Annotated in this window: 20 protein-coding genes, 1 pseudogene and 1 riboswitch; of the genes and pseudogenes, 2 read left to right on the top strand and 19 right to left on the bottom strand. The window is 35.4% G+C overall.

Going from position 1 to position 24,795, the window contains the following annotated elements:
• Window positions 1-41: 41 nt before the first annotated feature.
• The 3 genes from malS to CN326_RS09260 all read right to left on the bottom strand — a co-directional run bounded on the left by malS (window position 42) and on the right by CN326_RS09260 (window position 4,714).
• Complete coding sequence (gene malS, locus CN326_RS09270) at window positions 42-1,775, bottom strand: oxaloacetate-decarboxylating malate dehydrogenase (RefSeq protein ID WP_098308581.1); 1,734 nt, start codon at window positions 1,773-1,775, stop codon at window positions 42-44.
• A gap of 51 nt (window positions 1,776-1,826) precedes the next feature.
• Window positions 1,827-3,266: an aspartate ammonia-lyase gene (aspA, locus tag CN326_RS09265; RefSeq protein ID WP_098308546.1), complete on the bottom strand. Its 1,440-nt coding sequence runs from the start codon at window positions 3,264-3,266 to the stop codon at window positions 1,827-1,829.
• Between the two features lie 176 nt (window positions 3,267-3,442).
• Window positions 3,443-4,714, bottom strand: a complete 1,272-nt coding sequence (locus tag CN326_RS09260) for a cation:dicarboxylate symporter family transporter (protein WP_098308544.1) — start codon at window positions 4,712-4,714, stop codon at window positions 3,443-3,445.
• Between the two features lie 378 nt (window positions 4,715-5,092).
• Between CN326_RS09260 and pyrH the strand changes: the two genes are divergently transcribed.
• Window positions 5,093-5,836, top strand: a complete 744-nt coding sequence (pyrH, locus tag CN326_RS09255) for a UMP kinase (protein ID WP_098308542.1) — start codon at window positions 5,093-5,095, stop codon at window positions 5,834-5,836.
• Window positions 5,837-5,958: 122 nt separating this feature from the next.
• On the opposite strand, the gene CN326_RS09250 is transcribed toward pyrH, so the two are convergent.
• The 15 genes from CN326_RS09250 to CN326_RS09180 form a co-directional block, all read right to left on the bottom strand.
• Complete coding sequence (locus tag CN326_RS09250; protein WP_098308540.1) at window positions 5,959-6,627, bottom strand: nucleoside/nucleotide kinase family protein; 669 nt, start codon at window positions 6,625-6,627, stop codon at window positions 5,959-5,961.
• 340 nt (window positions 6,628-6,967) lie between these two features.
• Complete coding sequence (locus CN326_RS09245; protein ID WP_098308538.1) at window positions 6,968-8,179, bottom strand: phospholipase D-like domain-containing protein; 1,212 nt, start codon at window positions 8,177-8,179, stop codon at window positions 6,968-6,970.
• 212 nt (window positions 8,180-8,391) lie between these two features.
• Window positions 8,392-9,537 carry an ABC transporter permease gene (locus CN326_RS09240; protein ID WP_098308536.1) on the bottom strand — a complete coding sequence of 382 codons (1,146 nt, stop codon included), beginning with the start codon at window positions 9,535-9,537 and terminating at the stop codon, window positions 8,392-8,394.
• Between the two features lies 1 nt (window position 9,538).
• A complete protein-coding gene (locus CN326_RS09235) occupies window positions 9,539-10,648 on the bottom strand; it encodes an ABC transporter permease (RefSeq protein WP_098308534.1) in 1,110 nt (369 codons plus the stop codon).
• A gap of 37 nt (window positions 10,649-10,685) precedes the next feature.
• Window positions 10,686-11,621, bottom strand: a complete 936-nt coding sequence (locus tag CN326_RS09230) for an ABC transporter ATP-binding protein (protein WP_098308532.1) — start codon at window positions 11,619-11,621, stop codon at window positions 10,686-10,688.
• Window positions 11,622-11,754: 133 nt separating this feature from the next.
• On the bottom strand, window positions 11,755-12,858 hold the full coding sequence (locus CN326_RS09225) for a sensor histidine kinase (RefSeq protein WP_098308530.1): 1,104 nt from the start codon (window positions 12,856-12,858) through the stop codon (window positions 11,755-11,757).
• A 4-nt stretch (window positions 12,859-12,862) separates the two neighbouring features.
• Window positions 12,863-13,501 (bottom strand): response regulator transcription factor, encoded by a 639-nt coding sequence (locus CN326_RS09220; protein ID WP_098308528.1) that lies wholly within the window; start codon window positions 13,499-13,501, stop codon window positions 12,863-12,865.
• 194 nt (window positions 13,502-13,695) lie between these two features.
• Complete coding sequence (locus CN326_RS09215) at window positions 13,696-14,583, bottom strand: Vgb family protein (RefSeq protein WP_098308526.1); 888 nt, start codon at window positions 14,581-14,583, stop codon at window positions 13,696-13,698.
• A gap of 264 nt (window positions 14,584-14,847) precedes the next feature.
• The gene (locus tag CN326_RS09210; protein ID WP_098308524.1) at window positions 14,848-16,095 is read right to left on the bottom strand and encodes a DUF445 domain-containing protein; all 1,248 of its coding nucleotides are present in this window, start codon (window positions 16,093-16,095) and stop codon (window positions 14,848-14,850) included.
• A gap of 189 nt (window positions 16,096-16,284) precedes the next feature.
• A complete protein-coding gene (kdpA, locus tag CN326_RS09205) occupies window positions 16,285-17,952 on the bottom strand; it encodes a potassium-transporting ATPase subunit KdpA (RefSeq protein WP_098308522.1) in 1,668 nt (555 codons plus the stop codon).
• Window positions 17,953-18,077: 125 nt separating this feature from the next.
• Window positions 18,078-18,217, bottom strand: a riboswitch (cyclic di-AMP (ydaO/yuaA leader).
• A 145-nt stretch (window positions 18,218-18,362) separates the two neighbouring features.
• Window positions 18,363-18,791 carry a DUF3995 domain-containing protein gene (locus CN326_RS09200; protein ID WP_098308520.1) on the bottom strand — a complete coding sequence of 143 codons (429 nt, stop codon included), beginning with the start codon at window positions 18,789-18,791 and terminating at the stop codon, window positions 18,363-18,365.
• Window positions 18,792-19,064: 273 nt separating this feature from the next.
• A complete protein-coding gene (bcbE, locus tag CN326_RS09195; protein ID WP_141525010.1) occupies window positions 19,065-20,294 on the bottom strand; it encodes a bacillibactin exporter BcbE in 1,230 nt (409 codons plus the stop codon).
• A gap of 188 nt (window positions 20,295-20,482) precedes the next feature.
• Window positions 20,483-21,811 (bottom strand): MATE family efflux transporter, encoded by a 1,329-nt coding sequence (locus CN326_RS09190; RefSeq protein WP_255258114.1) that lies wholly within the window; start codon window positions 21,809-21,811, stop codon window positions 20,483-20,485.
• 63 nt (window positions 21,812-21,874) lie between these two features.
• Window positions 21,875-22,231: a GIY-YIG nuclease family protein gene (locus CN326_RS09185; RefSeq protein ID WP_098308514.1), complete on the bottom strand. Its 357-nt coding sequence runs from the start codon at window positions 22,229-22,231 to the stop codon at window positions 21,875-21,877.
• Window positions 22,232-22,266: 35 nt separating this feature from the next.
• The gene (locus CN326_RS09180) at window positions 22,267-23,031 is read right to left on the bottom strand and encodes a DUF2087 domain-containing protein (RefSeq protein WP_098308512.1); all 765 of its coding nucleotides are present in this window, start codon (window positions 23,029-23,031) and stop codon (window positions 22,267-22,269) included.
• Window positions 23,032-23,804: 773 nt separating this feature from the next.
• Between CN326_RS09180 and CN326_RS09175 the strand changes: the two genes are divergently transcribed.
• Window positions 23,805-24,329, top strand: a complete 525-nt coding sequence (locus CN326_RS09175) for a GNAT family N-acetyltransferase (protein ID WP_098308510.1) — start codon at window positions 23,805-23,807, stop codon at window positions 24,327-24,329.
• A gap of 244 nt (window positions 24,330-24,573) precedes the next feature.
• Here CN326_RS09175 and CN326_RS09170 read toward each other — a convergent pair.
• Window positions 24,574-24,795: pseudogene (locus CN326_RS09170) on the bottom strand (DinB family protein); the annotation flags it as partial.

The following is a 24,795-nucleotide window of genomic DNA, read 5'->3' as shown; positions in this document are numbered from 1 at the left end:
TAATAAGGAAAGCCCGCTTATTATATAAACGGGCTTTATTTCTATATTGTTACCTTTTCAACTGCTTTTATTTGACGATAAACAGGTTGCCACATTGCAGCTTGAACAGCCTTCCTGATATCGTTATCATTTAATTCCTCACGAGCAACGCCTTCAGAAACTGCCGCTTTTGCCACTGCAATTGCAACTATCTCTGAAATATTACGCAGTTCTTCTACTTCTGGAAGAATCGGTGCACCAGGCTGACTTGTATCTACCATACTCGCTACCGCTTCTGCCGCTGCTGCAAACATGCCATCCGTCATCACACGAGCATGAACAACAATTGTACCGAGACCAAGACCCGGGAAGATAAGCGCATTGTTAGATTGTCCAATTACATAAGTAACACCATTATATGTAACTGGCTCAAACGGACTTCCCGTCGCAACAAGTGCTCGTCCTTCTGTCCAAGAAATTAAATCTGCCGGCTTCGCTTCTGCAAGAGGTGTCGGATTAGACATTGGTAAAATAATTGGTCGTTCCACATGAGCTGCCATCTCTTTTACGATTTCTTCTGTAAATGCCCCAGCAACTGTTGATGTACCGATTAAAATAGTCGGTTGTACATGTTTCACAACTTCAGCAAGACCAATCGTTTCAGCTTTCTTCCATTCTTTCACTTCTGATTCTTCACGCGCATACGGACGTTGGAAATCAAGAAGATCCTCCATGTTATCTGTAAGTAAACCATAACGGTCAATACACCAAAAACGGCGATTTGCTTCTTCCTCTGATAAACCTAAGCGAACCATCGCATCACGTACTTGATCTGCAATTCCAATTCCAGCAGTACCCGCACCGAAGACAACAACGCGATGTTCACAAAGCGGAATACCAGAAGATTTCACAGCTGATAACACTCCTGCAAGTGAAACAGCACCTGTTCCTTGTATATCATCATTAAATGTACATACATTATCGCGATATTTATCTAAAATTCTACGTGCATTTCGTGAGCTGAAATCTTCCCAATGTAGTAATGCATTCGGAAACTTGTTACATACAGCCTTTACAAATAAGTCAATAAATGAATCATACGCTTCTCCAGTTACACGCGGATGACGATTTCCAATATAAAACGGATTATTTAATAAATCTTCACGGTTCGTACCAACATCTAAAATAACAGGTAATACACGGCTTGGATCGATACCAACTGCCGCTGTATAAACGGCTAGCTTACCAATGGCAATATTAATACCACCTACGCCCCAGTCTCCAATTCCTAAAATACCTTCACCGTCTGTCACAACGACTAAATCGATGTCTTCTGCAGTTGCACCAATGTTAGAAAACGCTTCTTCAATGCCGCTAGGATCATCGATTGATAAATATACACCACGTGGTTTACGATACTCATGACTATATCTTTGAATCGCTACACCAACAGTTGGTGTGTATACAATTGGAAGCATTTCTCGCAAATGATCTGTAAGCAAACGATAAAATAATACTTCATTACGATCGTGCAATGCTGTTAAATATACGTTCTTTAATAAGTCATCGGGCTGTGAACAAAACTGCTCATACGCACGTCGCGCTTGTTCATCTAACGTTAACACAGCTGGTGGTAACAATCCTTTTAATCCTAGTTCTTCTCTTTCTTCAGCTGTAAAAGCGACACCTTTATTTAAAAGTGGTGTTGCTAATACTTCTACTCCTCGTAGTGACGTTTTTAACGTTCCATCCGAGGAAACCATAAATTTACTCATACAATCCCTACCTCTATTTATATATGCCATTTCTATATTGTAAATAAAAAAAGGGGGAAAATCCCCCCTCTTTTAATTTTTCTTTAAAAGAGTTGCTCCCGCAATTCCTGGGTGCGTCATTTCATATGGATCTAAAATTAAGTCTAATTCTTCTTGTGTTAATACACCGTTTTTCAAGCAAAGTTCTCGAACAGATTGACCAGTTGCAATTGCTTCTTTTGCTAAACGAGCTGCTGCTTCATATCCAATATGTGGATTTACAGCTGTAATAATACCAACGCTTTTCTCAACATACTCTTTTAAGCGTCCTTCATTTGCTTCAATTCCTTTTAGACAGTTATCTGTAAAAGCACGGAATCCATTATTCATAATGCTGATGGATTGAAGTAAGTTAAAGACAAGTACTGGTTCCATTACGTTTAGCTCTAATTGGCCCGCTTCTGAAGCAAGACAAATCGTATGATCGTTCCCAATTACTTGGAACGCAATTTGGTTAATAACTTCTGGCATTACAGGATTTACTTTTCCTGGCATAATAGAAGAACCAGGTTGACGAGCTGGAAGCATAATTTCACCTAATCCAACGCGTGGACCGGATGCCATTAAGCGCAAGTCATTTGCAATTTTGGACATATTCATCATACATACTTTCAGTGCAGCTGATACTTCTGTATAAGCATCTGTATTTTGCGTTGCGTCAACTAAATCCTCAGCTCCAACAAGAGGAAGCTCACTAATAGCAGCTAATTGTTTTACTACAGCCTCAATATACTGTGGATCTGCATTTAATCCTGTACCAACAGCTGTCGCTCCCATGTTTACTTCATATAAGTGTTGACGAGATTGCTCAATACGCTTCATGTCACGTCCAAGTACACGAGCATACGCTTTAAACTCTTGTCCAAGACGAATTGGTACAGCATCTTGTAAATGTGTGCGTCCCATTTTAATTACATGATCAAATTGTTCTGCTTTCAATTCAAAGATATCATGCATATATCCCATTGTTTGCAATAATTCTTCTAATGAATTTAACGTTGCAATATGAATTGCCGTTGGGAATGCATCATTTGTTGATTGTGCCATATTTACATGACTATTTGGGCTAATATAATGATAGTCACCCTTTTCCATTTCTAATAATTCAAGGGCACGATTGGCAATGACTTCATTTGCGTTCATATTCATAGAAGTCCCTGCTCCTCCTTGAATTGGGTCAACGATGAAATGCTCATGCCATTTTCCTTCTAAAATCTCTTGTGCTGCTTGTGCAATTGCTGCACCTTTCTTTAACTCTAATCGTCCAACATCTGTATTCGCAAGCGCAGCCGCTTTTTTCACGATTGCTAATGCTTTAATTAATCCTTCATGGATTTTATAACCTGTAATCGGAAAGTTTTCAACTGCACGCATCGTTTGAACACCGTAATACGCATGCATCGGTACTTCTTTTTCACCTAAAAAGTCTTTTTCAATTCGTACATCTTTTTTAGCTTCAGTTATTGTTGCCATGTTTGTTCACTCCTCAATCTATTTTGTCCCTCATTAACAAACAATCATTCCCATACCTCAAAAATTGTGCAAGAAATAAAAAATTGGGCAGGAGATATACTACTCGTAAAGATCCGATTCGTTCAACGAATAATCAGCGAGAGATAAAAATCCCTCACTGATTAAAATTTCATTTTTTACGCTGCTTCTGTTGTGTTTACAGTTTCTAGATAATTCTTCGCTTTCTCTTGATCGAATTCACCTTCCCATTTCGACATGACAATTGCTGCTAATGCGTTTCCTAACACATTGACAGCCGTACGAATCATATCTAAAATGCGGTCAATACCAGCAATTAAAGCAATTCCTTCTACTGGAAGTCCCATAGAACCTAACGTTGCCAATACAACAACAAAGGAAGCACCAGGAACACCAGCCATTCCTTTAGATGTTAACATTAGAACAAATAACAATGTAATTTGTTCCGTCAATGACATGTGTACATTATACATTTGTGCTACAAATAGTGCTGCCAGCGCTTGATAAATAGCTGATCCAGTTAAGTTAAATGTATAACCAGTTGGTATAACGAAAGAAGCAACAGCCTTCGGACAGCCGAACTCTTCCATTTTCCGCATCAGATTTGGTAAAACCGCTTCTGAACTTGCTGTTGTAAAGGAAAGAATCAGTTCTTCTTTTAAAACTTTCATTAAGGTGAAGATATTTACTCCCACCATTTTTGCATTAATGCCTAATACAACAACAACAAATAAGATAACTGTTACATAAACGGCAAGCACTAATTTTCCTAGCGGAAGCAGTGTACCTACTCCAAATTTCGCAACCGTTACAGCAATAAGTGCAAATACGCCAACCGGAGCAAATTTCATAACTTGGTTTGTCACCCAAAACATCGCTTCTAATACACCTTCAAAGAAATTAAAGACCGGTTTGCCTTTTTCTCCAATTGCAGCAACCCCTAGGCCGAATAAAACTGAGAAGAAAATAATCGGTAATAAATCACCTTTTGCAATCGACTCAAATACGTTTGTTGGCACAATATGAGTAATTGTATCTGCAAAGCCTTTTTTCTCCGTTGCCTCAGCCGATGCTTGGTATGATGAAATATCACTATGCTGCAAATGGCTCATATCAACGCCCGTTCCCGGATGGAACACGTTTGCTGCGATTAAGCCCATTAAAATTGCAATCGTTGTAATAATTTCAAAATAAAGTATTGTCTTTCCGCCTAATTTGCCGAGCTTTTTCATATCTCCTACACCAGCTACTGCTACAACAAGTGCAGAAATAACAATTGGAACAACAATCATCTTAATTAAATGAATAAAGATATCTCCAAGCGGTTGAATATAGGAAATAGCTGTTTTATTACCAGAAAAGATTGCCCCTACTACAACCCCTAAAACAAGTGCTACAAAAATTTGTGTAGCTAATCCGAATTTTTTCATGTATTTTCATCCCCTTCATGCGAACGCTTTCAATTTGAATGTATAAAAGCTTTATTCACATGATATAGATAAACCTACAAAATCAGACAAAAATCTACAAGTTCGTCACAAAACTTTCAAAAATTTTTCTTAAAATGTTCATTGATGCGCATCTTCAGTATACAACTAAAAAATAGTATTGATAAAACATCTAATTATTTTGTATAATCTAAAAAATACGTCTATTTTAAAAATGAAACAAAAAGGAGTGGATGTTATGAAAAAACATACAATGACTTTCATTATATACCGTTCTTTTTTGTTTCATTTTCTCGTAAAGGAGCAAAGGCATTCGCCTTCGCTCCTTTTTTATTGTCATTATTAAAGGGGGAAGTAACAATGAAGCCGTATAAGCGAGTATTAATCAAACTAAGTGGAGGCGCTCTCGCCGATCAAGATGGAAACAGTTTTGGTTCCAAACACTTAGAACATATCGCAACTGAAATTTTATCTATTGTTGATTTAGGTATTGAAGTTTCTATTGTTGTGGGTGGAGGGAACATTTTTAAAGGGAATTTAGCTGAAACATGGGGTATTGATCGCGTAGAAGCAGATAATATAGGTACATTAGGCACAATTATTAATAGCCTAATGTTACGTGGTGTCTTAAAAAGTAAAACAAATAAAGAAGTTCGCGTCATGACATCTTTTCCCGTTACAGCTGTTGCCGAACCCTACATTCATTTACGAGCTGTTCATCATTTAGATAGAGGATATATTGTTATTTTGGGCGGTGGAAATGGCCAACCTTTTGTTACAACTGATTATCCAAGTGTACAACGAGCAATCGAAATGAATAGCGACGCCATTTTAGTCGCAAAACAAGGCGTAGATGGTGTCTTTACAAGTGACCCTAAACAAAATAAGTCAGCAAAAATGTATCGTCATTTAAATTATAATGATGTTGTTCAGAACAATATAAAAGTGATGGATCAATCAGCCTTATTACTTGCTCGTGACTATCATTTACCAGTCCATATCTTTAACTTTGATGAATCAGGAGTAATGAAAAAAATATGTTTAGGAGAACATATCGGCACCTTAATCAGTCATAAGTTAACAAAGCTTGAAGATGAAAACTAGCCTTTTCAAAAAATTCTACTGCCATTATGAAATAAGGTGCGAATTATACCGCACCTTATACTTTCTACAAGAGGGAGCGAGAACATAGAAATATTCAACTCCCATAGTTCATAACCCTACAATCACAAACCATTAAATACAACTACCGGTTCTTCTATATTATTATTAATCAAAACTACATCTGCACATTCCTTTGGCGCATGCTCTTCTATGTACATGTGACAAGCCGCATGATATCGCTGTAAAAACATTTCGCCTGCCTTCTCTTCACTTCCAAAAGCTTGCGCCTCTCGCTTGGAACCACGTTCTCTAGCAATATTAAAATCTGTTTCTACAAATATTCTATAATCAAACAACTGTTTTAGTTCTTGCTTAAATAAAAAGGTTCCATCTACTATAAATATCGTATCTTTTGAAGCCAATATTGGGTCTGAAGGAATATACATATCTGTCTCTAAATCATGTGATTTTATCTCATAACGCATCGTACCATTAGGCCCTAATGGCATTAATAACCGTTCAGAAAATGCTTTATAATCATGAGCATCTTCATAATACCCTTTCGCTGATTCCTTCCCTTGTGAATATCTAATTGCCCTCGGATGATGGAAATAATCTATACTTGTTCGAATTACTTTTCTTCCTTGATTTTGGATTTCTTTTGCCAATTCATTTGCAAATGTTGTTTTCCCTGAAGCTGTAATGCCGCTAACACCTACTCTTACAGGATGATTGAATTCAAGCATACATATATACTCTGCAACCTCACGAATAGCAGTTTGACGTTTCACAATAATTCCTCCTCATGGAATCTCATCACATATTTTCCCGTATTAATGGAAAATAATTGCTCCCTGCCATTTTAGTTTATCATCCCAAATATATGTTGTAAAAATATGTTTTCGTTTCTCGAAGGATTATTATAAAGTGAAACTTCCATCAGTGGGGGTTTTCTTCCCTCCCACTGATGGTTAGTTGAACCAATCGGGCTTTTACGGGCAGTTATCCCCCACCTATCTTCTTCGCTTCTCTCTCATTCTTGAGGTGGGGGGTCATACTGCCCGTTAATGCGGGATAAACAAGAAAAAATGCCGCATTACGCCGCACTTTTTCTTATTTATATTACTACTTCTATAAATAATAATTAAACAACCCTGCTATCTTTTCTTTACACCGATCCCAAAAAGATAAATTATCAAAGAATGATATCGTCATTTCTTTTGAATCTTGAAAATCTTGTGCTAATACCTTATTTAATTGTTGAAGAATAGGACCACCCTTTATATAGAAATTCATCTCGTCATTAATACGAAAACTACGTGAAGTAAAATTTGTTGTTCCTGTAACGATTGTTTCATTATCAAATACCATAGCTTTTCCATGAAACATTCCTTTTTTATATCCGTATACGGAAATGCCATTCTCGATAGCTTGACGAATATAAGGATATGCAGCCTCTTTTATAAGAGGGATATCCGGTTTGAAAGACCAAAGTATTTTAATGGAAACACCACGCTGCCTCGCTTGAATTAAGGCATTCATAAGTTTTTCATCTTTTGGTATAAAATACGGTGTGGCAATAATGATAGATTGCTTTGCCTGCTTTATTAATTCAATGTACTTATTTATCACATCATGACCATTATAACAAGACAATGTGTGTAATGTTTTTCCTGGGACAATCTGCTTAGAAGTACTTGTTATTCCTTCAGAAGTATCTCGTTTCCAGTCTAATACAAACTGTTCTTCTAAATCTTTCACTCCTTCTCCCTGTATTCGTACATGATAATCTCGCCAATATCCAAAACGCTTGTCTTTTCCTAAGTACTCATCGCCTATATTGAAACCACCGCTATACCCTATTTTTCCATCAATTGTTGTAATACGGCGGTGATTCCGATGATGCAGTGAATAAAAAAAGAATGGAAATTCAGGTTTTCTACTATATGTAAAATGAACACCGCTCGCTTGTAATTCATTTTTCATTTTTCTTTCGAAAGACAAATCATTAATCCAATCTACTGATAAGTATACTTGTACACCTTCTTCTGCTTTTTCTTTTAACAAATTCAAAAAAGAATGACTGCTTTTATCATCTGAAATAATGAAGAAATAAGTGAAGATGGAATGTTTCGCCTCTTTTATATCAGAAAATAACTGCTCATATAAGGATTTCCCCTCAGCATATAATTGGAAATCACTATAGTGCAGCTCATATTCTTTAGATTGATTTTTTTTCGCTTCTATTTTTCTCCCTAGTGTTACATCAATATGCATCCAAATAATGAGAAAAGCTAATATGGCAATAATAATAGAAATAATCCGAAATATCTTTTTCACCATTTTGTTTTCCTTCCGCACAAAATAATTTTCTCTACATAGTATTTCAAAAGTTGCTTGCTTTAATGCTTAACGTCATTACGAATAGTATTTTTCTTTTAGAAGGAGACTGTATAGAACTCTATAAAAGCATATCAATATTACATAAGCTGCTTTAGTTAGCCAAGATACAAAAAGGGATGCAGTATCAAACTGCATCCCTTTTGTATCTTGAATTAAATAAAATTCCTCGCATCGTTATTACGCCCAAACTTATAAATTGCGATTAGGAAAAAGGCAATGGCAAAGGCAAATAAGATTAAAATGTTTAAATATAAATCTGCGAAATGTGTTCCTTGCTGTAATTTCATGATTGTGTCTAATAGCCAACGCTGCGGAAGAAATTCAGCAACTTTTTGCACAGATGCTGGCATAATTTCAAATGGAAAGAAGCATCCGGCAAGCAAGCATGTTGGTGTAATAATAATATTTTGCATTGCATTCGCAGAAGTTGAGTTTTTCGCAAAAGATACAATCGCTAACGATAAACCAATTGCGACTAAGCCAAATAGCATCAGTACTCCAATCATAACAATTAAAGGCATATTTATATCAATATGAAACACATTGGTCATAAATAATACTGTTATAACAATTTGCACGATCAAAATAAGCATATTAACAGCAACATTAGATAAAATATATTTCTTCCCATCTATCGGTGTTGATAATAACCTGAAATACGTTCGGTTCTCTTTTTCTTTCAAAATTAATTCTGAGAAATTCACTGCTGAAAAAAGCATAAACATAATGAGATAGCCAACTGTTTGATTCGTCATATCTTTATTTTTCGAAGTATCCTTAAGCGTCTCGGCTGTTAACTTAAATGAATTTTTTTGATAACTTGCATACATCTTCTCAAACTTACTTTGATCATCTTGTGCTACTTTACTAATTGCCGTTATATTATCAATATAATTATACAAATACGATTTTATAAACCCTGTTACTTGAGCACCTTTAATTGAAGAAATTTGAATGTGACTCGGTTTACCATTTCGAACACTTTCTGAAAAACCTGAATCTAACGTAATCACTGCATCAAGTTTTTTCGAGGCAAGCTTCTCTTCGACTTCTGATTCTTTAATTTTACTCACTTTCACATGATTTAATCCTTCTATAAATTTCACGGTATCATTTGCTATATAATGATTTTCATTATTTACAACCCCGATGTTTAATGTCCCTTGCCCTGCATTTCCATACATCAGAAAAGAAATTAGTGCTCCCGCTATCGGTAAGCCGATAATAATAAGTAACCCTTTTTTATTTTTCAAAAGTACCGATAATGTTTTTTGTATGAGCCATAAAATATCTTTCATATTATAGCCCCTCCCGTCTGCGTAATACGATAATCGCAATCAATAAAAACAATGCTGAAATTCCAATATTCAAAGAAATTACCGGAAGTGCTGCCCCTAAATCATTCGCATAAATAATTTTCATAATTGCTGTATTTGCCCATGTTAATGGCGACATATTTGTAAGCACATTTTCTTCGACTACAAAATATGCTCCACCAAAAATAGAAGCCAATTGTACAACAACCATAATCACCGCTTTAGCTGCCTCACCCGTTTTCGTAATATATCCAATCCCTAATCCGAAGCTAATTGCAAGGAATACTTCTGTTAGTAAAATCAGAAAGACTACTCCAAGATGGTCCCCCCAATTTGCGCCATAAACAAATTTACTAAAGACAACGACAAGAAGAAGACAAAGTGCATTTACTACAAGACTACCGAGTATTTTCCCAACGAAGATTTCCGCTTTACTAACAGGCGCGGCAATTAAACGATCTCCCGTTCTTCGTAATCGCTCTCCGCGAATGAGATAACTCGCTCCCATCGCTCCATACAAGGCAATCATCGTCGTCATCACAACCGCATAATAATCCATAGAGCTTGGTTTTTTAGCAGCTTGTAAAGATGTCTCTTTTATATAATCATCATGATTTCCACTTGAAATAACTGTGCTAACTTTCCCTGGATCTACTTTCGCAACTTCTACCGCTACGTTGTACTTATCAACAAATGTAGTAAGCATCCCCTCAACAATACTTCCTTCAATACTATTTCTATCACTCTCATATAACTTCACGCCATCTTGATTCATTTCTACATAGCCAGCATATTTATTTTGTTTCACTTCTTCTTTTCCATCTACATCAGTTGAAGCTTTTTTAAAGTGAATTCCAGATTTATCTGCTTCTTTTATAAACGCTTCAAAGGCCTGCGAAAACTGACTATTAGCTTCATCTTTATATAATACCTGTATATTTTCAATAGAAAGACTGTCACTATTAAATGCATTTGTTAAAGCTGTTCCCAAGACTAGCATAAGTACAATTGGGAATGCTAACATAAAAACTAATGTTCTTATATCTCGAAAATCTCTTTTAATTTGCACGATAGCAATATTGAAGATGTTCAAGCGATGAACCTCCTTTTTCTATTTACTATTAATCTTGTTAATCTCGTAATTTTCTCCCCGTTAACGTCAGAAACACTGTTTCTAAGTTGGGTGCCTGTTCTTCTACCGATCGTATTTCTATATCATGACTAATAAAATATTGAATAATTTTATTTAAATTGTTCACTCCTGTATCGGAATTCACTTTAATTACGTTTTCTTCTATTTGAACAGCTTTAACCCCGCTAATTTCTTTTAGTTGATCCATATCCATATCTTCAATTGCTTTTACTTCAATCCAAATATCTTTCGTATCAGTAATGATTGCTTTTAACTGTTCTTTCGTTCCTTCTGCAATAATCTTTCCGTGATCAACAATCGCGATTTTTGTACAGATCTCCTCCACTTCCTCCATATAGTGACTTGTGTAAATGATTGTGCTACCCATTTCGTTTAATTTTCGTACAGACTGGAGGATGTAGTTTCTTGACTGTGGATCAATCCCTACTGTCGGCTCATCCATAATAATTAACTTCGGACGATGTGCAAGCGCACAAGCAATGTTAAGTCTTCGCTTCATTCCACCAGAGAAGTTTTTCGGATAGCTTTTATGTCTATCACTGAGCCCTACAAACTGGAGCGCTTCTTCTACTCTCTCTTTCAATTCAGTTCCTCGCAATCCATATAATCCTGCAAAGAATTTTACATTTTCATAGGCGGTTAACTCCTCGTAAATCGCTATGTCTTGCGGCACAATACCAATGTTCATTTTTGCAAATCGGCTATACTTCTTACTATTTTTTCCTAATATGTTAATCTCACCTTCATTACTTCTTAGCAATCCAGCAATCATATTAATTGTTGTACTTTTACCAGCACCATTTGAACCTAAAAATCCAAATATTTCTCCTTGTGCGATAGATAAAGACATATTATCAACTGCGATGAAATCACCAAATTTTTTCGTTAAGTTTTTTATCTCTAATGCGTTCATCATTTCACCCCTATTTCGGTTTCTCTGCTGTTATTATAAACAAAAAGAATGAACCTGCTCAGTGCATAAGTTCATTCTTTTCACATGAGAATATTCACTTTTTTCCAGTGAGATCATTCATCTTATCTATTCCTTACTGTATCGGCAATAACATTGTTACTGAAAAACCATTGGTCCCATCTACAATAATTTTCCCATTAATAGACGCTGTTCTCTCCTCCATCCCAATGATACCGAGGCCTTTCTTAACAATGGTTGCCCCTTTTCCGTTATCTTTCACCTGCACCTTTACCATCTTGTTAAGCACATTAATATCTATTGAAATGACCGTCGCATCAGCGTATTTCATCGTATTCGTTAACGCCTCTGTAACATTTTCACCAATGATCTTCCATTGGATAGGAGAAATTGTATCCAAATTTCCTTTATGCACAAACGGAATTTTTATATTATGCTTGCTCGCAAATTCATCTATGAATAATTTCATACGATGAATTCCAATTTGTTCAGTTGGCGGTTTCATATTTTTAAGGGTAATTCTAATACTTTCAATACCATCTTTAGAAATATGAATCGCATTTTGAAGTAACTCCGCAGCTTTGTCTTTATCTATTTCCATTAACCTCTTTGCTGCTTCCATTTGAATAAGTGCCCCTGTCATGGAATGACCAATTTTATCATGAATTTCTTGTGATAATCGATTTCGTTCTTCTAGCTTAAATGTGTATTCAGATTGCCTTATGTATTCTTTATTTTCATGCAAACTTTTTGTGAGCCTTTGCATATCTTTTCGCATGATGTCATTTTGCGTTTCAAATTTCACCAATTTTTCCGTATATAGCCTTGCCATTGTGAAAATAACAAAACTAAATACAGCGATTAAACCGTATGTCATACGTATATCTTCCTCAACAAACAGAACCGGAAGAAGCATAATGAAAAACATCAGCCATTTTTCATATATGTAATAAAAAGTAAATTCATATAAATTCAGAGGTAAAAATAAAAATAATAACGGATGAACCTGTCCATATGAAACAATTGTAATGACAATCGATGCCAATATAACTACTTTCTTCGCTGTATCTTTTTTCAAAATATAAATCGTAACATTTACACAAAGATAAAGAAGTAAAGTAAATACAATCCATGGTAGATTCGTAACGTTGGAATGGGCATAACTGAACACAATATATAGGAAAACTATGAGCTTACTAATAATGATCCAAAATTCCATATTTCTAATCCACTGTTCCCGTTAAATAGTAAATGGCGATTTGCGTACGATGCTCAAGCCCCGTTTTACTAAGAATTGAGGTAATATAGTTCGCAATCGTCCCTTCTGATATAAAAAGCTGTTTTGAAATCTCTTTATTTGAAAAACCTTTTGCAATAAGAGCAATAATACTAAGTTCTCTTTCTGTGAAAAGACTCTTATCTATTTTCGGTTCTTCTTCTTTATTTTCTTGTAAGTTTGATTTAATTTTATCGAGGACTACATCTTGTATCACAGTATGTCCGTGATAAACACTTTTTATCGCATCTCGTATTCGCTCCGGATCATTATTTTTTAATAAATAACCTTTCGCTCCATTTTTTACTGCATCTAAAATGTATTCGTCATCATCAAATGTCGTTAATATGAGCGGCTTTGTTTTTGTTTGTTCACAAATTAATTTCGTTGCTTCCACGCCGTTCATATTCGGCATACGTACATCTAAAAGGGCAATATCAACATCATGTTTTTTGCAATACTCTAGTGCCTCTTGCCCATCATTTACTGTTACTAACACTTCAAATTCCGCGTATGTACTTAAAATGATTTTCATACCTTCTCTAATAAAAGAATTATCATCAGCTATTATCACTTTTATTTTCATAGTTGTTAGTAGGTGTTACCTTACTAACATTCGCCTCCTTTCAATATACAAATTTCACCATCTCATAAGTAACATTTTTCATTTTCTTTCCTACTCTTCAGTTACAGTAAAAGTTTCTTTCTTATCCTATTAAATTCACTTTTTCAGCACCCTTATTACTGAAATACTAATAAGGTATTTAGAATTACACAATTTTATAAACAAATTAACTGTCCGATCTGATTACATTCTTCTGCAAACCATATTGCTCCATCTGGTCCTAGTACAATCCCATGCGGTTCAGAGTTTTTCGTAGGAATTTGATATTCCGCAATTTCTCCATTCACCGTAATTCGTCCAATCTGATTACTTCCCCACTCCGTAAACCAAAGTACTCCATCCTCACCTGCAACAATAGCATGTGGTCGGGCATTTACAGTTGGGATAGGGTACTCGCTAATTTTTCCCGATGTCGTAATTCTTCCTATTTTATTTCCGTTTATTTCTACAAACCATAGCGCTCCATCAGGTCCATTTGTAATGCCTACTGGAGCAGAATTCATTGTAGGTATAGAGTACTCAATAATTTGACCGGATGTTGTAATTTTCCCTATTTTATTACTTTTGTTCTCCGTAAACCAAAGTGCCCCATCTGGTCCTGATACGATAAATGACGGATAAGATTCCGAATTAGGTAATGTATACTCGGTAATCTCGCCTAACAATGAAATTCTTCCTATCTTATTACTTGTTAGTTCCGTAAACCATATTGCTCCATCAGGTCCTTCTGTTATTCCATACGGAGCTGATTTTGTAGTAGGTAGCATATATTCAGTAACCTCGCCTTGCATTGTAATCTTTCCAATCTTATCCGTCTTGTATTCTGTAAACCATAGATCCCCATTCGCCCCAGATACTATACATGAAAGCCCAGCATCTGATGTAGGAACGAAGAATTCCTGTATTTCACCGGTTACAGTCATTCTTCCTATTCTATTTCCCTTATGTTCCGTAAACCAAAGCGCTCTATCAACACCCACCGTAATTCCATATGGACTTGATTCAGCCATAGGAAGACGATATTCATTAAATCTTACTTGCATTGTACTAAAACCTCCTTTTTGTTGATGCGTGCACTTATCATATGAAAATAAATATGTAAGTATTTCCGTGAATATAATTCATATACCTTCATTACTTAGAAGAAAAAACTACAAAAAAATTGCACTCAATAAAACATTGAAGGAAAACCCCAAAAAAACCTTTCACTGCTACATTTAAAGCCGTGCAAGGTTTTAATTTTTATCTTTTATCAGTATGAAGAGGATATATAGATTTTTCCGCATCACTATTCAAGTTGTTTTTCATTATATAACCGCTTTTAAGCTTTCTAAAACCAATCCAATCATAAATCCACAAACAGCACCATTTACACGAATCCACTGCAAATCTTTTCCTACGTTATTTTCAATCATCTCAATAAGTGTTTTATCATCTAATTTATCTAAATTTTCCTGTACAAGTTTTCCGATTTTAGAATGATTGCTTTCAACGACGTTTACAATTTGTTTTTGTAGCCAATCTTCCATACGTTGAACTGTTGCTGCATCTTCTTTTATTTTATTCATTTGTGTCGTCATAAACGGTAGAAGATATTTGTCCGCAAATTCATCTTTTTGAATAAAATCTACAAATTTTTGCTTTGCTTGCTCAAGAAATTCTGTTATCTTCTCAGCTGCCTCCCAATTCACAATCCAATTTTCTTTCCAATTCTCTAGTTCTTTTAATACCGATTCATTTTCCTTCATATGTAGGATTTCGTGGCGAATTTTCATCAATAGAGCTTGTCTCGTGCTATTATCAACGTTTTGCAAACTACTAATATTATTAATAATAAACTTTTGCAGAATGCTACCAACTTTTTCTTCATCGGCAATACTCATAAAGGATTTAAGCGCAAACTGTAAGAAACCATCTACTTTTATATTTTCTAGCGCCTTCATACCTAAACTACCAAGTTGATATCGAGCTGCATCTTGTGCTGTCCATTCTTTCGCTTTGACTAATAAACAATCTAACGTCTTTTCATCATATTCTTGTGTAACTATTTGATCAACAAGCACTTGAAGAATATTACCTACGTTAATTGTATGTAAGTACGTTTTTAATTCTTTTTCCAAAACAATAGCTAACCGTTTTGTGTTCATTTGCAGAATCGCCTTTTCAGCAATTGTAACAATCCCTTTCTTTAACGCATCGGAATGCAGCTCTCTTTCCGCAATATGTAATACCGTTGCAGCCAACTTCATTTCTTTTATTTTATCGGTAATACTTTCTTTCGTAAGCCAATCATTTTCCAGCGTGGAAACAAGTCCTTTCGTAACCCGTTTCCGATTTTTGGGCAATAGAGCTGTATGCGGGATCGGTATCCCCATCGGGTGACGAAACAGTGCTGTAACTGCAAACCAATCCGCGAGTCCCCCTACTAAACCAGCTTCAAATCCACCTTGTATAATATTCCCTGCTATCGTTCCTTGAAATGGGATTGTTGCAACAAAACCAACCCCCATTATTCCAAGTGAAATTCCTGCTAAATATTTTGACTGTAATGACATTGTATTTCCACATCCTCTTATTATGTAAAGTAAACCTTTGTAAATTCATTGAATCATTTAGACCTTTGTGTATAGATTCCAAATTTTCTTCAACAAAAGCATATATATATACTATAATAAACCACGTTGAAAATAACAAAGAAATACATAACAAAAACGAGAGGATTTTACGCCCCTCGTTTTACAACTTCATGATATTGTTAACAATTCAGCAATTGGCCCAAGTACAAGTACTGGTAAAAATGTTAAAGCACCTACTACAAATATCGTACCAAGCAAGATTCCTCCAAACAAGTGATTGTCAGTTTGGAACATGCTAATAGTTTCAGGTACACTTTTTTTCTTTTTCAGTCCAACTGCAACGGCAAGCATCGTAATGATACTGAAATAACGACCAATATACATAACGATACCTGTTGAAATATTCCAAAATGGTGTATTATCATTTAACCCTTCAAATCCAGAGCCATTATTTACAACAGACGATGTATACTCATATACAACTTGTGTTAGACCGTGAAAACCAGGATTCGAAATTGCATCTGTTCCGAAATGTGTTGAAAAAGCAACTCCCGCAGCTCCAAGAATGAGAAGCGGCTGGGACACAATCGTAGTGGCAATTAATTTCATCTCTTTTCCTTCTAATTTTTTATTAAGAAACTCCGGTGTACGTCCTACCATTAATCCAGCTAAAAATACTGCTATCATCGCATACATGATCACATTCATAAATCCAACTCCAATCCCGCCAAACACAGTTCCTAGAAGCATATTTACAAGTGGAACCATTCCTCCAATTGGCGTTAACGTATCATGTGTTGTATTTACGCCCCCTGTCCCTGAAGCGCTTGTAACAGTTGCGTATAAAGCAGAAGATATAACACCAAGACGCATTTCTTTCCCTTCCATATTTCCTTGAGAACTGTCTATACCAATTTGGTTTAACAGTGGATTCCCTTTCAATTCAGATATAGCGAGTGTAGAAAACCCAACAATAAATAAAATAAACATCGATACAAAAAACATTCTTCCTTGTTTATGGTTTCCAACCATTCGTCCGTATACAAACGGAAATGCCATTGGAATTAACATTTGCAGCATCATCTGGAGTACATTACTAATCATATTTGGATTTTCAAAAGGATGTGCTGAAACTGTTCCAAAAAAGCCTCCGCCATTATCTCCAAGTTCTTTAATAGAGAGTAAAGACGCTACTGGTCCACGAGGAATTGCCTGCTCTGCCCCTTCTAACGTTTTTGCAATAATCGTAGAATCTAGTGTTTGCGGTGTTCCTAGCGCTAGAAAAATTAACGATGTTATAAATGAAATTGGTAATAATACCCTTGTAATAGATTGAACAAAATCAACAAAGAAGTTACCAATTTTTTTACCTGCTAAGACGCGAATAAACGTAATACCAATCGCCATTGAAGTTGCAGGTGCTGCAAACATCATAAACGTTACCCCAGCCATTTGAGAGAAATAAGATAAATTACTTTCGCCCCCATAGTGTTGTAGATTAGCATTTGTCATAAACGTGATAGCTGTATGAAATGCTAATGTCGGCTCCATTCCTGAAAAATGGTTTGGATTTAATGGCAGCATCCCCTGTAACCGAAATATGGAATACACAACAAGGATAAAAAACAAATTTGTTATGATTAAGCAAAACAAATAGTGCTTCCAGCTTTGACGATGCCCTTTAATTCCTGCGACTTTAAACAAAAATTTTTCCAATGGACCAAATATCTTTTGAAATGGTTCCTTTTGCTGAAAAACATTATATATGTAATCTCCCATTGGTTTTGCTACTACTACAAATAGACAAATTGTAATTAGACTTGTAAGCCAATTCATCCTTTTTCTCCCCTCTGTTTCTCCTACAGTTATTTTCTATCATACGTATTAATATTTTTGTAAAAATTTACCATTAACAGAATGAAAGAAAACACTAGGTTGCACCTAGTGTTTTTTACACACAAGTCCCCCCTCTCAAAACGCTGACGAGGTTAGCTGTCGGATTCGGGCCTTGAGAGTAGCCCTACCTAAAAAGGATTCACCCCAAGTGACAATGCACAAAGTTGGTTCCCCCGCTCCTAAGTGGATTAAGCGATATTCGGCTGTAAAGTTTGCTATTTGTTTGATAATATACTCCTCTAAATTCCCATTGTAAAGAGAGAAAATACAAAAAAAAACAAATTATTAAATAAATTCAAAAAAAAAAAAAAAAGAAACCCCCTTATTGATGAAAGGTTTCCTTCCGGATACTAACGACTATAAATCGCCACTACAAAAGAAAGTGCAATAAACAAACAAAACGGACTGTATAACCACGTATCATACACTGAAAATTTTGTTCCCTTTACCCTTTTAAAGATCCCAATATACTTCCTATCACCAACTGCACGTAACAAGAAAATTCCAGCTAAAGCCATACATCCCCATTTTGTATAACGACTCGGATTCCAGAAAGACAAGTATCCACTCTGTGCTAATAAAATCACAGCAAAACATAAAATTGCAAGTGCCACTAAAAAAGTCCCTATTTTCCGCGGAACAAAAGCATATTCTTCGCTATCTTTTTTCATCGGAAGAACAACCTTACTTCCCCAAGTTCCACCACATGCCCAATACATATGAATAAGGCTGATGAATGCAAGGATACCAGCGCATACAATGATTAAAAATGATGTCATTATATATTCCCCCTACTTACACCATTCTTTCTCCTCCATAATTTCTCTAGCTTCTAGTAACTTACCTCTTATTTCTTTTGTTCAATGTGTACAAGTGTAAAATTCATCCCGCTACTCGTGGGCAATAAGACCCCCACTGCTGTAAGTTTCACTTTATATTTGTACCCTTTAATCAGCAGCGTATGTACCAAAAAAAGAAAACATAACTTTACGTAAATTGAAGGTTTATGTTTCCTTCTTTATTATGAAATGTAATCTTTAAAATTTGTATTTTTATTGAGCGTTTTTTGGTTTAATGCATAGTAAAGATAATAAAGCTCCTACAAATGCTAAAAAAATTGACAGATAAAATATATAATTATCCGGCCCTTTCATTAATACTGCAAACAACGGAGGGCCTGCGGCTACTCCTACAAATCGCATTGAGCTATAAAGAGATGTAATCGATCCTCTCTGTTCCTTCTGGATTCCTTCTGTTACTAGAGCGTCTAAGCTAGGAAGAGCAACACCAATCCCAATTCCACTAATTACAAGACTCGTGATAATGATGTAAATGTTTTTGAAGAATATTGGAGTTATTAATGTTATTCCTAATAAGAAAAAACCAATACATATACACCACTTCATCATTATTTTCTTATCCCCAATTTTTTTCCCTGTTATATAAGAAGTAAGAGAAAGTGAAGCTAACGGAATAGCTAATACAAAGCCTTTCCAAACTCCCTCTAAGTGATATCGCTTTTCTAAAATGGAAGATAAATAAAAAAGGATACCAAACAGAATGAACATAATAATGCCTCCAAGTATAAAAATTGGAAAAAGCCAACGACCTTTCTCGCATAAAATTAACTTTACATTTTGAAGAAAAATACGTAATGGAGGAGCTTCTTGTTTTTGTTTAGGTGGCTTCACAAAAAAGAGAATTAAAATAATGGATATTATACACAAAATCGGGATGAACCAAAAAGGAAGGAACCAAACAAACGAAGCTAGTAAGGAACCTAAAATTGGGCTTAAAACCTTACCTAATGTATTCGATGTTTCGACTAGACCTAGGCCACTGCTTACTTGTTTTTCATCTTGAAACATATCACCTACACAAGGAATAACAACAGGCATCGCTCCAGCTGAGCCTATTCCTTGAATCGCTCTTCCTATTAAAATCCACGTATAAGGATTTTCGAGCTTCCATGATACCCAACCTGTAATAGCTCCCCCTATAGCTGCTATAAATAAACTAGGTATAATTACTTTCTTCCTTCCCCACTTATCAGATAAATAACCAGCTATAGGAATTAAAATAATAGCGACAACAGAATAAACAGTAATGATAAGAGAAACTTGAAAATCATTAATATTTAATTTCTTTTCAATTAATGGAAGGACAGGGATTAACATAGAGTTTCCAAGTGTCATAACTAAAGGAACAGATGAAAGGGCCCACAAGCTCCATTTTTCTTTTTTATCCATATTTATAGTATCTTCACCTCTTAATGACTTCATTTCAAAAATATAATTTTACTTTTTAATAATAAAGTTACTATTCCCCATGCCTGTATTTATGTTGCATGAAAACATAAAAATCCCCTCCAGATAAGCAATCTAGAAGGGATCTTTTGTTCACATAAATATTTTTGTATCTTATTTTTATTAGCGCCCATTTGTTTTAAAAGAAAAATGATACCAAACCTTTAGCTAATAAGACGTGTAATTCGCTTCTTCTTCCACGACAACCTGTAGTATCCATATTGTAAAAGTAAGCTCACAATAAATGCAGCTGGATATCCAATCCATATTCCTTTTATCCCAAGGCTCGTATGATACGACAGGAAATAGGCCACTGGAACTTCCACACCCCAAATCGATATAACCGCAAAAATAGTCGGCCACAATACAGTTCCACTCGCACGCATTGTCGCTCCAATAATTTGCGCATGACCGAAAATTAAGTAACTCCATAATGTAATCATAATGAGACTATGTGCAATATCAATCGTACTCTGACTCGTTAAAAAGAGCGCTAAAATTTCTTTTGAGAACAAATAAATAAAAGAAATTAATATTCCTCCAATTACATAGTTCATAACAAGTCCGGCTCGGATTACTTTTTGCAGACGATCAAATTGATTAGCTCCAATGGACTGAGCTGCAAATATGGAAACGGTAATCCCAAGACTCACAGCTGGCATCTGTACATAACTTGCCACTTGGTTCACTACTCCGTATGCCGCAGTTGCATCTGATCCAAAGCGATTTACAAAGGAAATAACGGCAATCTCCGATAATGAAACTAGTATCATATTAATACTTGCCGGAATGCCAAGACGTAATAATAATTTTAACAAATCCCAATCCATGCGAAGATACTTTTGAACTGTTGCATCAAATTGCAACGGATGTTTCGTTTTTCTTAAATAAACTAACAGAGCAATAAATGTAACAATTGTTGATATAACAGAAGCATATGCTGCGCCGTACACACCAAGTTTCGGCAGGCCTAACCAACCAAAAATAAGAATAGGTAATAATGCCATATTTAGTCCTGTACTAACAATTAAAAAATAAAATGGTGTTTTAGAGTCACCTGTACCACGCATAAAAGTCGTATAAGCAAAATATAAAAACAGAATTGGCATAGAAATAAATAAAATTCGTGCATAATGAACACTCATGTTGATTATGTTTTCTGGCGTACCAACAAGACGCATAATATCCATTGCAAACATACTACCCACTACCGCTAAAATCGCTCCAAGTACAAACGTAAATGTCAACGTTGTACCAACAATGGCCTTTAAGCGATCTTCATTACGAGCTCCAAAAGCCTGACCGATTAAAATCGAGCTACCAGAACCTATACCAATTACAAATGAAATAAGTAGAAAAAACAACGGGAAGAAGGCCGAAATAGCAGCTAAGTCATTAATGCCAAGCCAACGTCCCACCACTACCATACCAAACAATTGTCCAAGCGACTGCAATACATTACTTAACAGTAAAGGAATGAGAAACATAGACATAGAACGCCATATCGGTTTATTTTCTGTTCCTTCTTCAATTGTTTTCAAATTTCATAACCCCTTTTATCGAGATGTTTCGTGGTTATATCCACGCTCTCCATATGGCTGCAAATTCTCTAACCATTTCTCTTCTAGTTTCTTCAATTCTTCTTTTGCGTTAAAATATCCAGTATCTTTCTTTTTCAACACTTCTAATATTTCAAACTCAAAAGCATCTGCTCCGTATTCCTTCCAATCATTTTGCAATGCCTTATTCGTATGAGAACCCATATTAAGTAAAAGTCGTCTTCCACTCATCGTTTTTAAGTTCCTCGTACTCTCTACATACACTTTTCCGTTTTTCATATTCTTAATACAGTAAATCCCAGATTCTATTTCTGTTTCTTTATACAGTTGTTTTAACTCTTCTCTTCTATTCAATTTCCTTTCTCCTTTCACTTTTTCTATATTGTTCTCTATAATTTCACCCAGTACTGGCTTCCATCAGGTGTTCTGTCTAAGAAACCGTATTCGATTAAATACCTTCTTAACGTGACATAGTCAGAATATACATTTTCTAAAATCTCATTAACTTCTTTTTCTGTATACTTTTGATTGCTATCAAACTTTTTCACTAGATGTTTCAAAATAATTAGCTTTCGCTTTTGTTTCTTCGGAAATTTAGAAAGCGGTCCATCTAATCCTTCTGTAAAATGTAATTTCAAAATTTCTTCATTCTCATCTTCTGTAATATTATATCTTTGGTCGACCATTGTAGCTGTCCTATGAATTGGCAAGAATTTAGGCTGATTCGTTACCTTTTCTTCTGACAACTCCATCAGCGCAAGAAACACTTTTGCTTGCTTCATCTTCTCTCTTAATGTAAAACGATGATTCCGAATTGTTGATGTGCTTCCACCGTCCATTTCCTTCACAATTTCTTTATCGTTTAAACCCATATGAAAGAACTGTATCATCTTCTTTTGCAAGTCTGTTAAACCTGTTAACTTCTTATCTAACCCTAATAAATAGTCGAACATAGAAGTATGTTCATTTGCGATATGAAGCTGTGCAAACTTCTCTGCTTCATAAAAAACGTTTTGCTCTTGATAAATAATACCTTTCATAAATTTTTCTCCGCAAGCTAAACAAACGTATTCTTCAGTGTCCTTCTCAAATACATATCCTTTTTTTAATTCCTCAACCGTGGCATTCCAAAACCATTCTGAAATATCATTCATGCTAAACAATCCCCTAAAAAGTTTATTTTAAAAACAAACAAATTATGATTTGGTTTATTTTTATTTATAATACCACAACAAAAATAAACGTTTCAATATATCGTTTACCCATTTCTAAACAAAAATAAATAATGTTTGCTATTTTAGCAAACATCATTATTATCAGTTGCAGAGTAAATTTATTTTTTAAGTATGTAAATACAAGACAAAGAAGTGTAACAGATATGATAATTATTATTCACATCTCTTAGTCCACATACTATAACGTTTGTGATTCATAAACGTTACATGTATTCCCAAATAAAGCGAAACTTCCATCAGTGAGAATTTTCTTCATCCCCCACCTATCTTCTTCGATTATCTCTCAATCTTGAGGTGGGGGTCTTACTGTAGCATTTAAATTAAGTTTGATAAAAAACATCTTACAAACCCATATTTCTCAATAAATAAAAAGAATCCATTTTGAAAAAGATTGATCAAAATGGATTCTTATCTAGCAGATTTAAGTATCGATTTTATAAAAAAGTTTGATCATTTTCTACATGTGTTGCTCACCAATCGCGCCCGATTGCGGAAGATTAAAAAATGCGAAAGAGCTGTAAAAGTAGCTTCTAAATTATATTACTAACGCATCCGTTCGTAATATAATATTCAGTGCAATTTTTTTGGGTTTTAGGTATAATTTTTTTAGTAAGGTCCATCTAGTAACCGCTGTACAATCACTCCCTATCACGCACCCCATTGACTCCATACTGTCTTCAAAGGAGGATAACATGAATAATCAAATCTTTAGCGCACGCCTGACTCTCACAAGACTGGCATTACACGATTGGGAACTAATCCTCTCCATCTATTCCAACCCGACACTTATGAAACACATCGGAGTGGTGAAAAACCATGAAGAAATCCGCCGTAACTTTGAAAAAGAACTCGCTCCGTGGAGCATCGAATCCACACATTGGCTAACGTGGATAATCCACGAAACTTCCTCAGGTAACAACGTTGGCTTAATCAGCATCTGCACCCGTAACTTAGAGAAACTCACTGCGGAAGTAGGCTTTATAATACTGGAAGCATACAAAGGTAAGGGCTATGCTACAGAAGCAATCAAAATCATAATTGATTTCGCCGTGGAAACTTTAGAATTCAAAAAATTTATTGCGGTTTGTTCCGAAGAGCATATAGGATCACGCCGTGTTTTGGAAAAAACCGGAATGAGTCTGGATGAAATTGTGCCGGAAAGCACTCAAATCAATGGCAAGTTGGTGAATGATTGTTTTTATTCGTTAGAGAGATAACGGTTGTTTCTCCCTAACGATAGAGCTGCTAAGGGAATCTCAAAGGAAGTGAAAGGAGTAATCTGTTACAAGGCCCTTGCCGAATATCTCACAAGTCTTTGTTGCGCTAAACTTGAATAACTTATAGTTCGGTTACTTACGAATGATCCCTTCTCTTATTCAAGAATATGGGGCAATATATAAAGAATGAGCACAATTCTTGCTACAGAATTGCGCCCTTTAATAGAATAACTAGAACGTTCAGTCAACGATTTGATGGCCATGACCCCTGCATTTTCCTTAATTGAATAATTTGGCCTGTATGATAAGCATCATGAAGCATGATGTCCAGTAATTTCCCCTCAAGTGAATTTTGCTCAAGCTCTTTTTCGGAAATTGCACTCAATACCTGTCTTAAATTGCGTTGAGCGTTTTCAGAACGTTCAACGACTTTCCTCCATTCCTTATCATCATTAGATTGATTGGT

This window comes from Bacillus sp. AFS018417, from assembly GCF_002560985.1.
Classification (GTDB): Bacteria; Bacillota; Bacilli; order Bacillales; family Bacillaceae_G; genus Bacillus_A; species Bacillus_A rhizoplanae.
The sequence above is the reverse complement of the archived record's forward strand: the minus strand, read 5'-3'. Positions and strand labels throughout refer to the sequence as shown.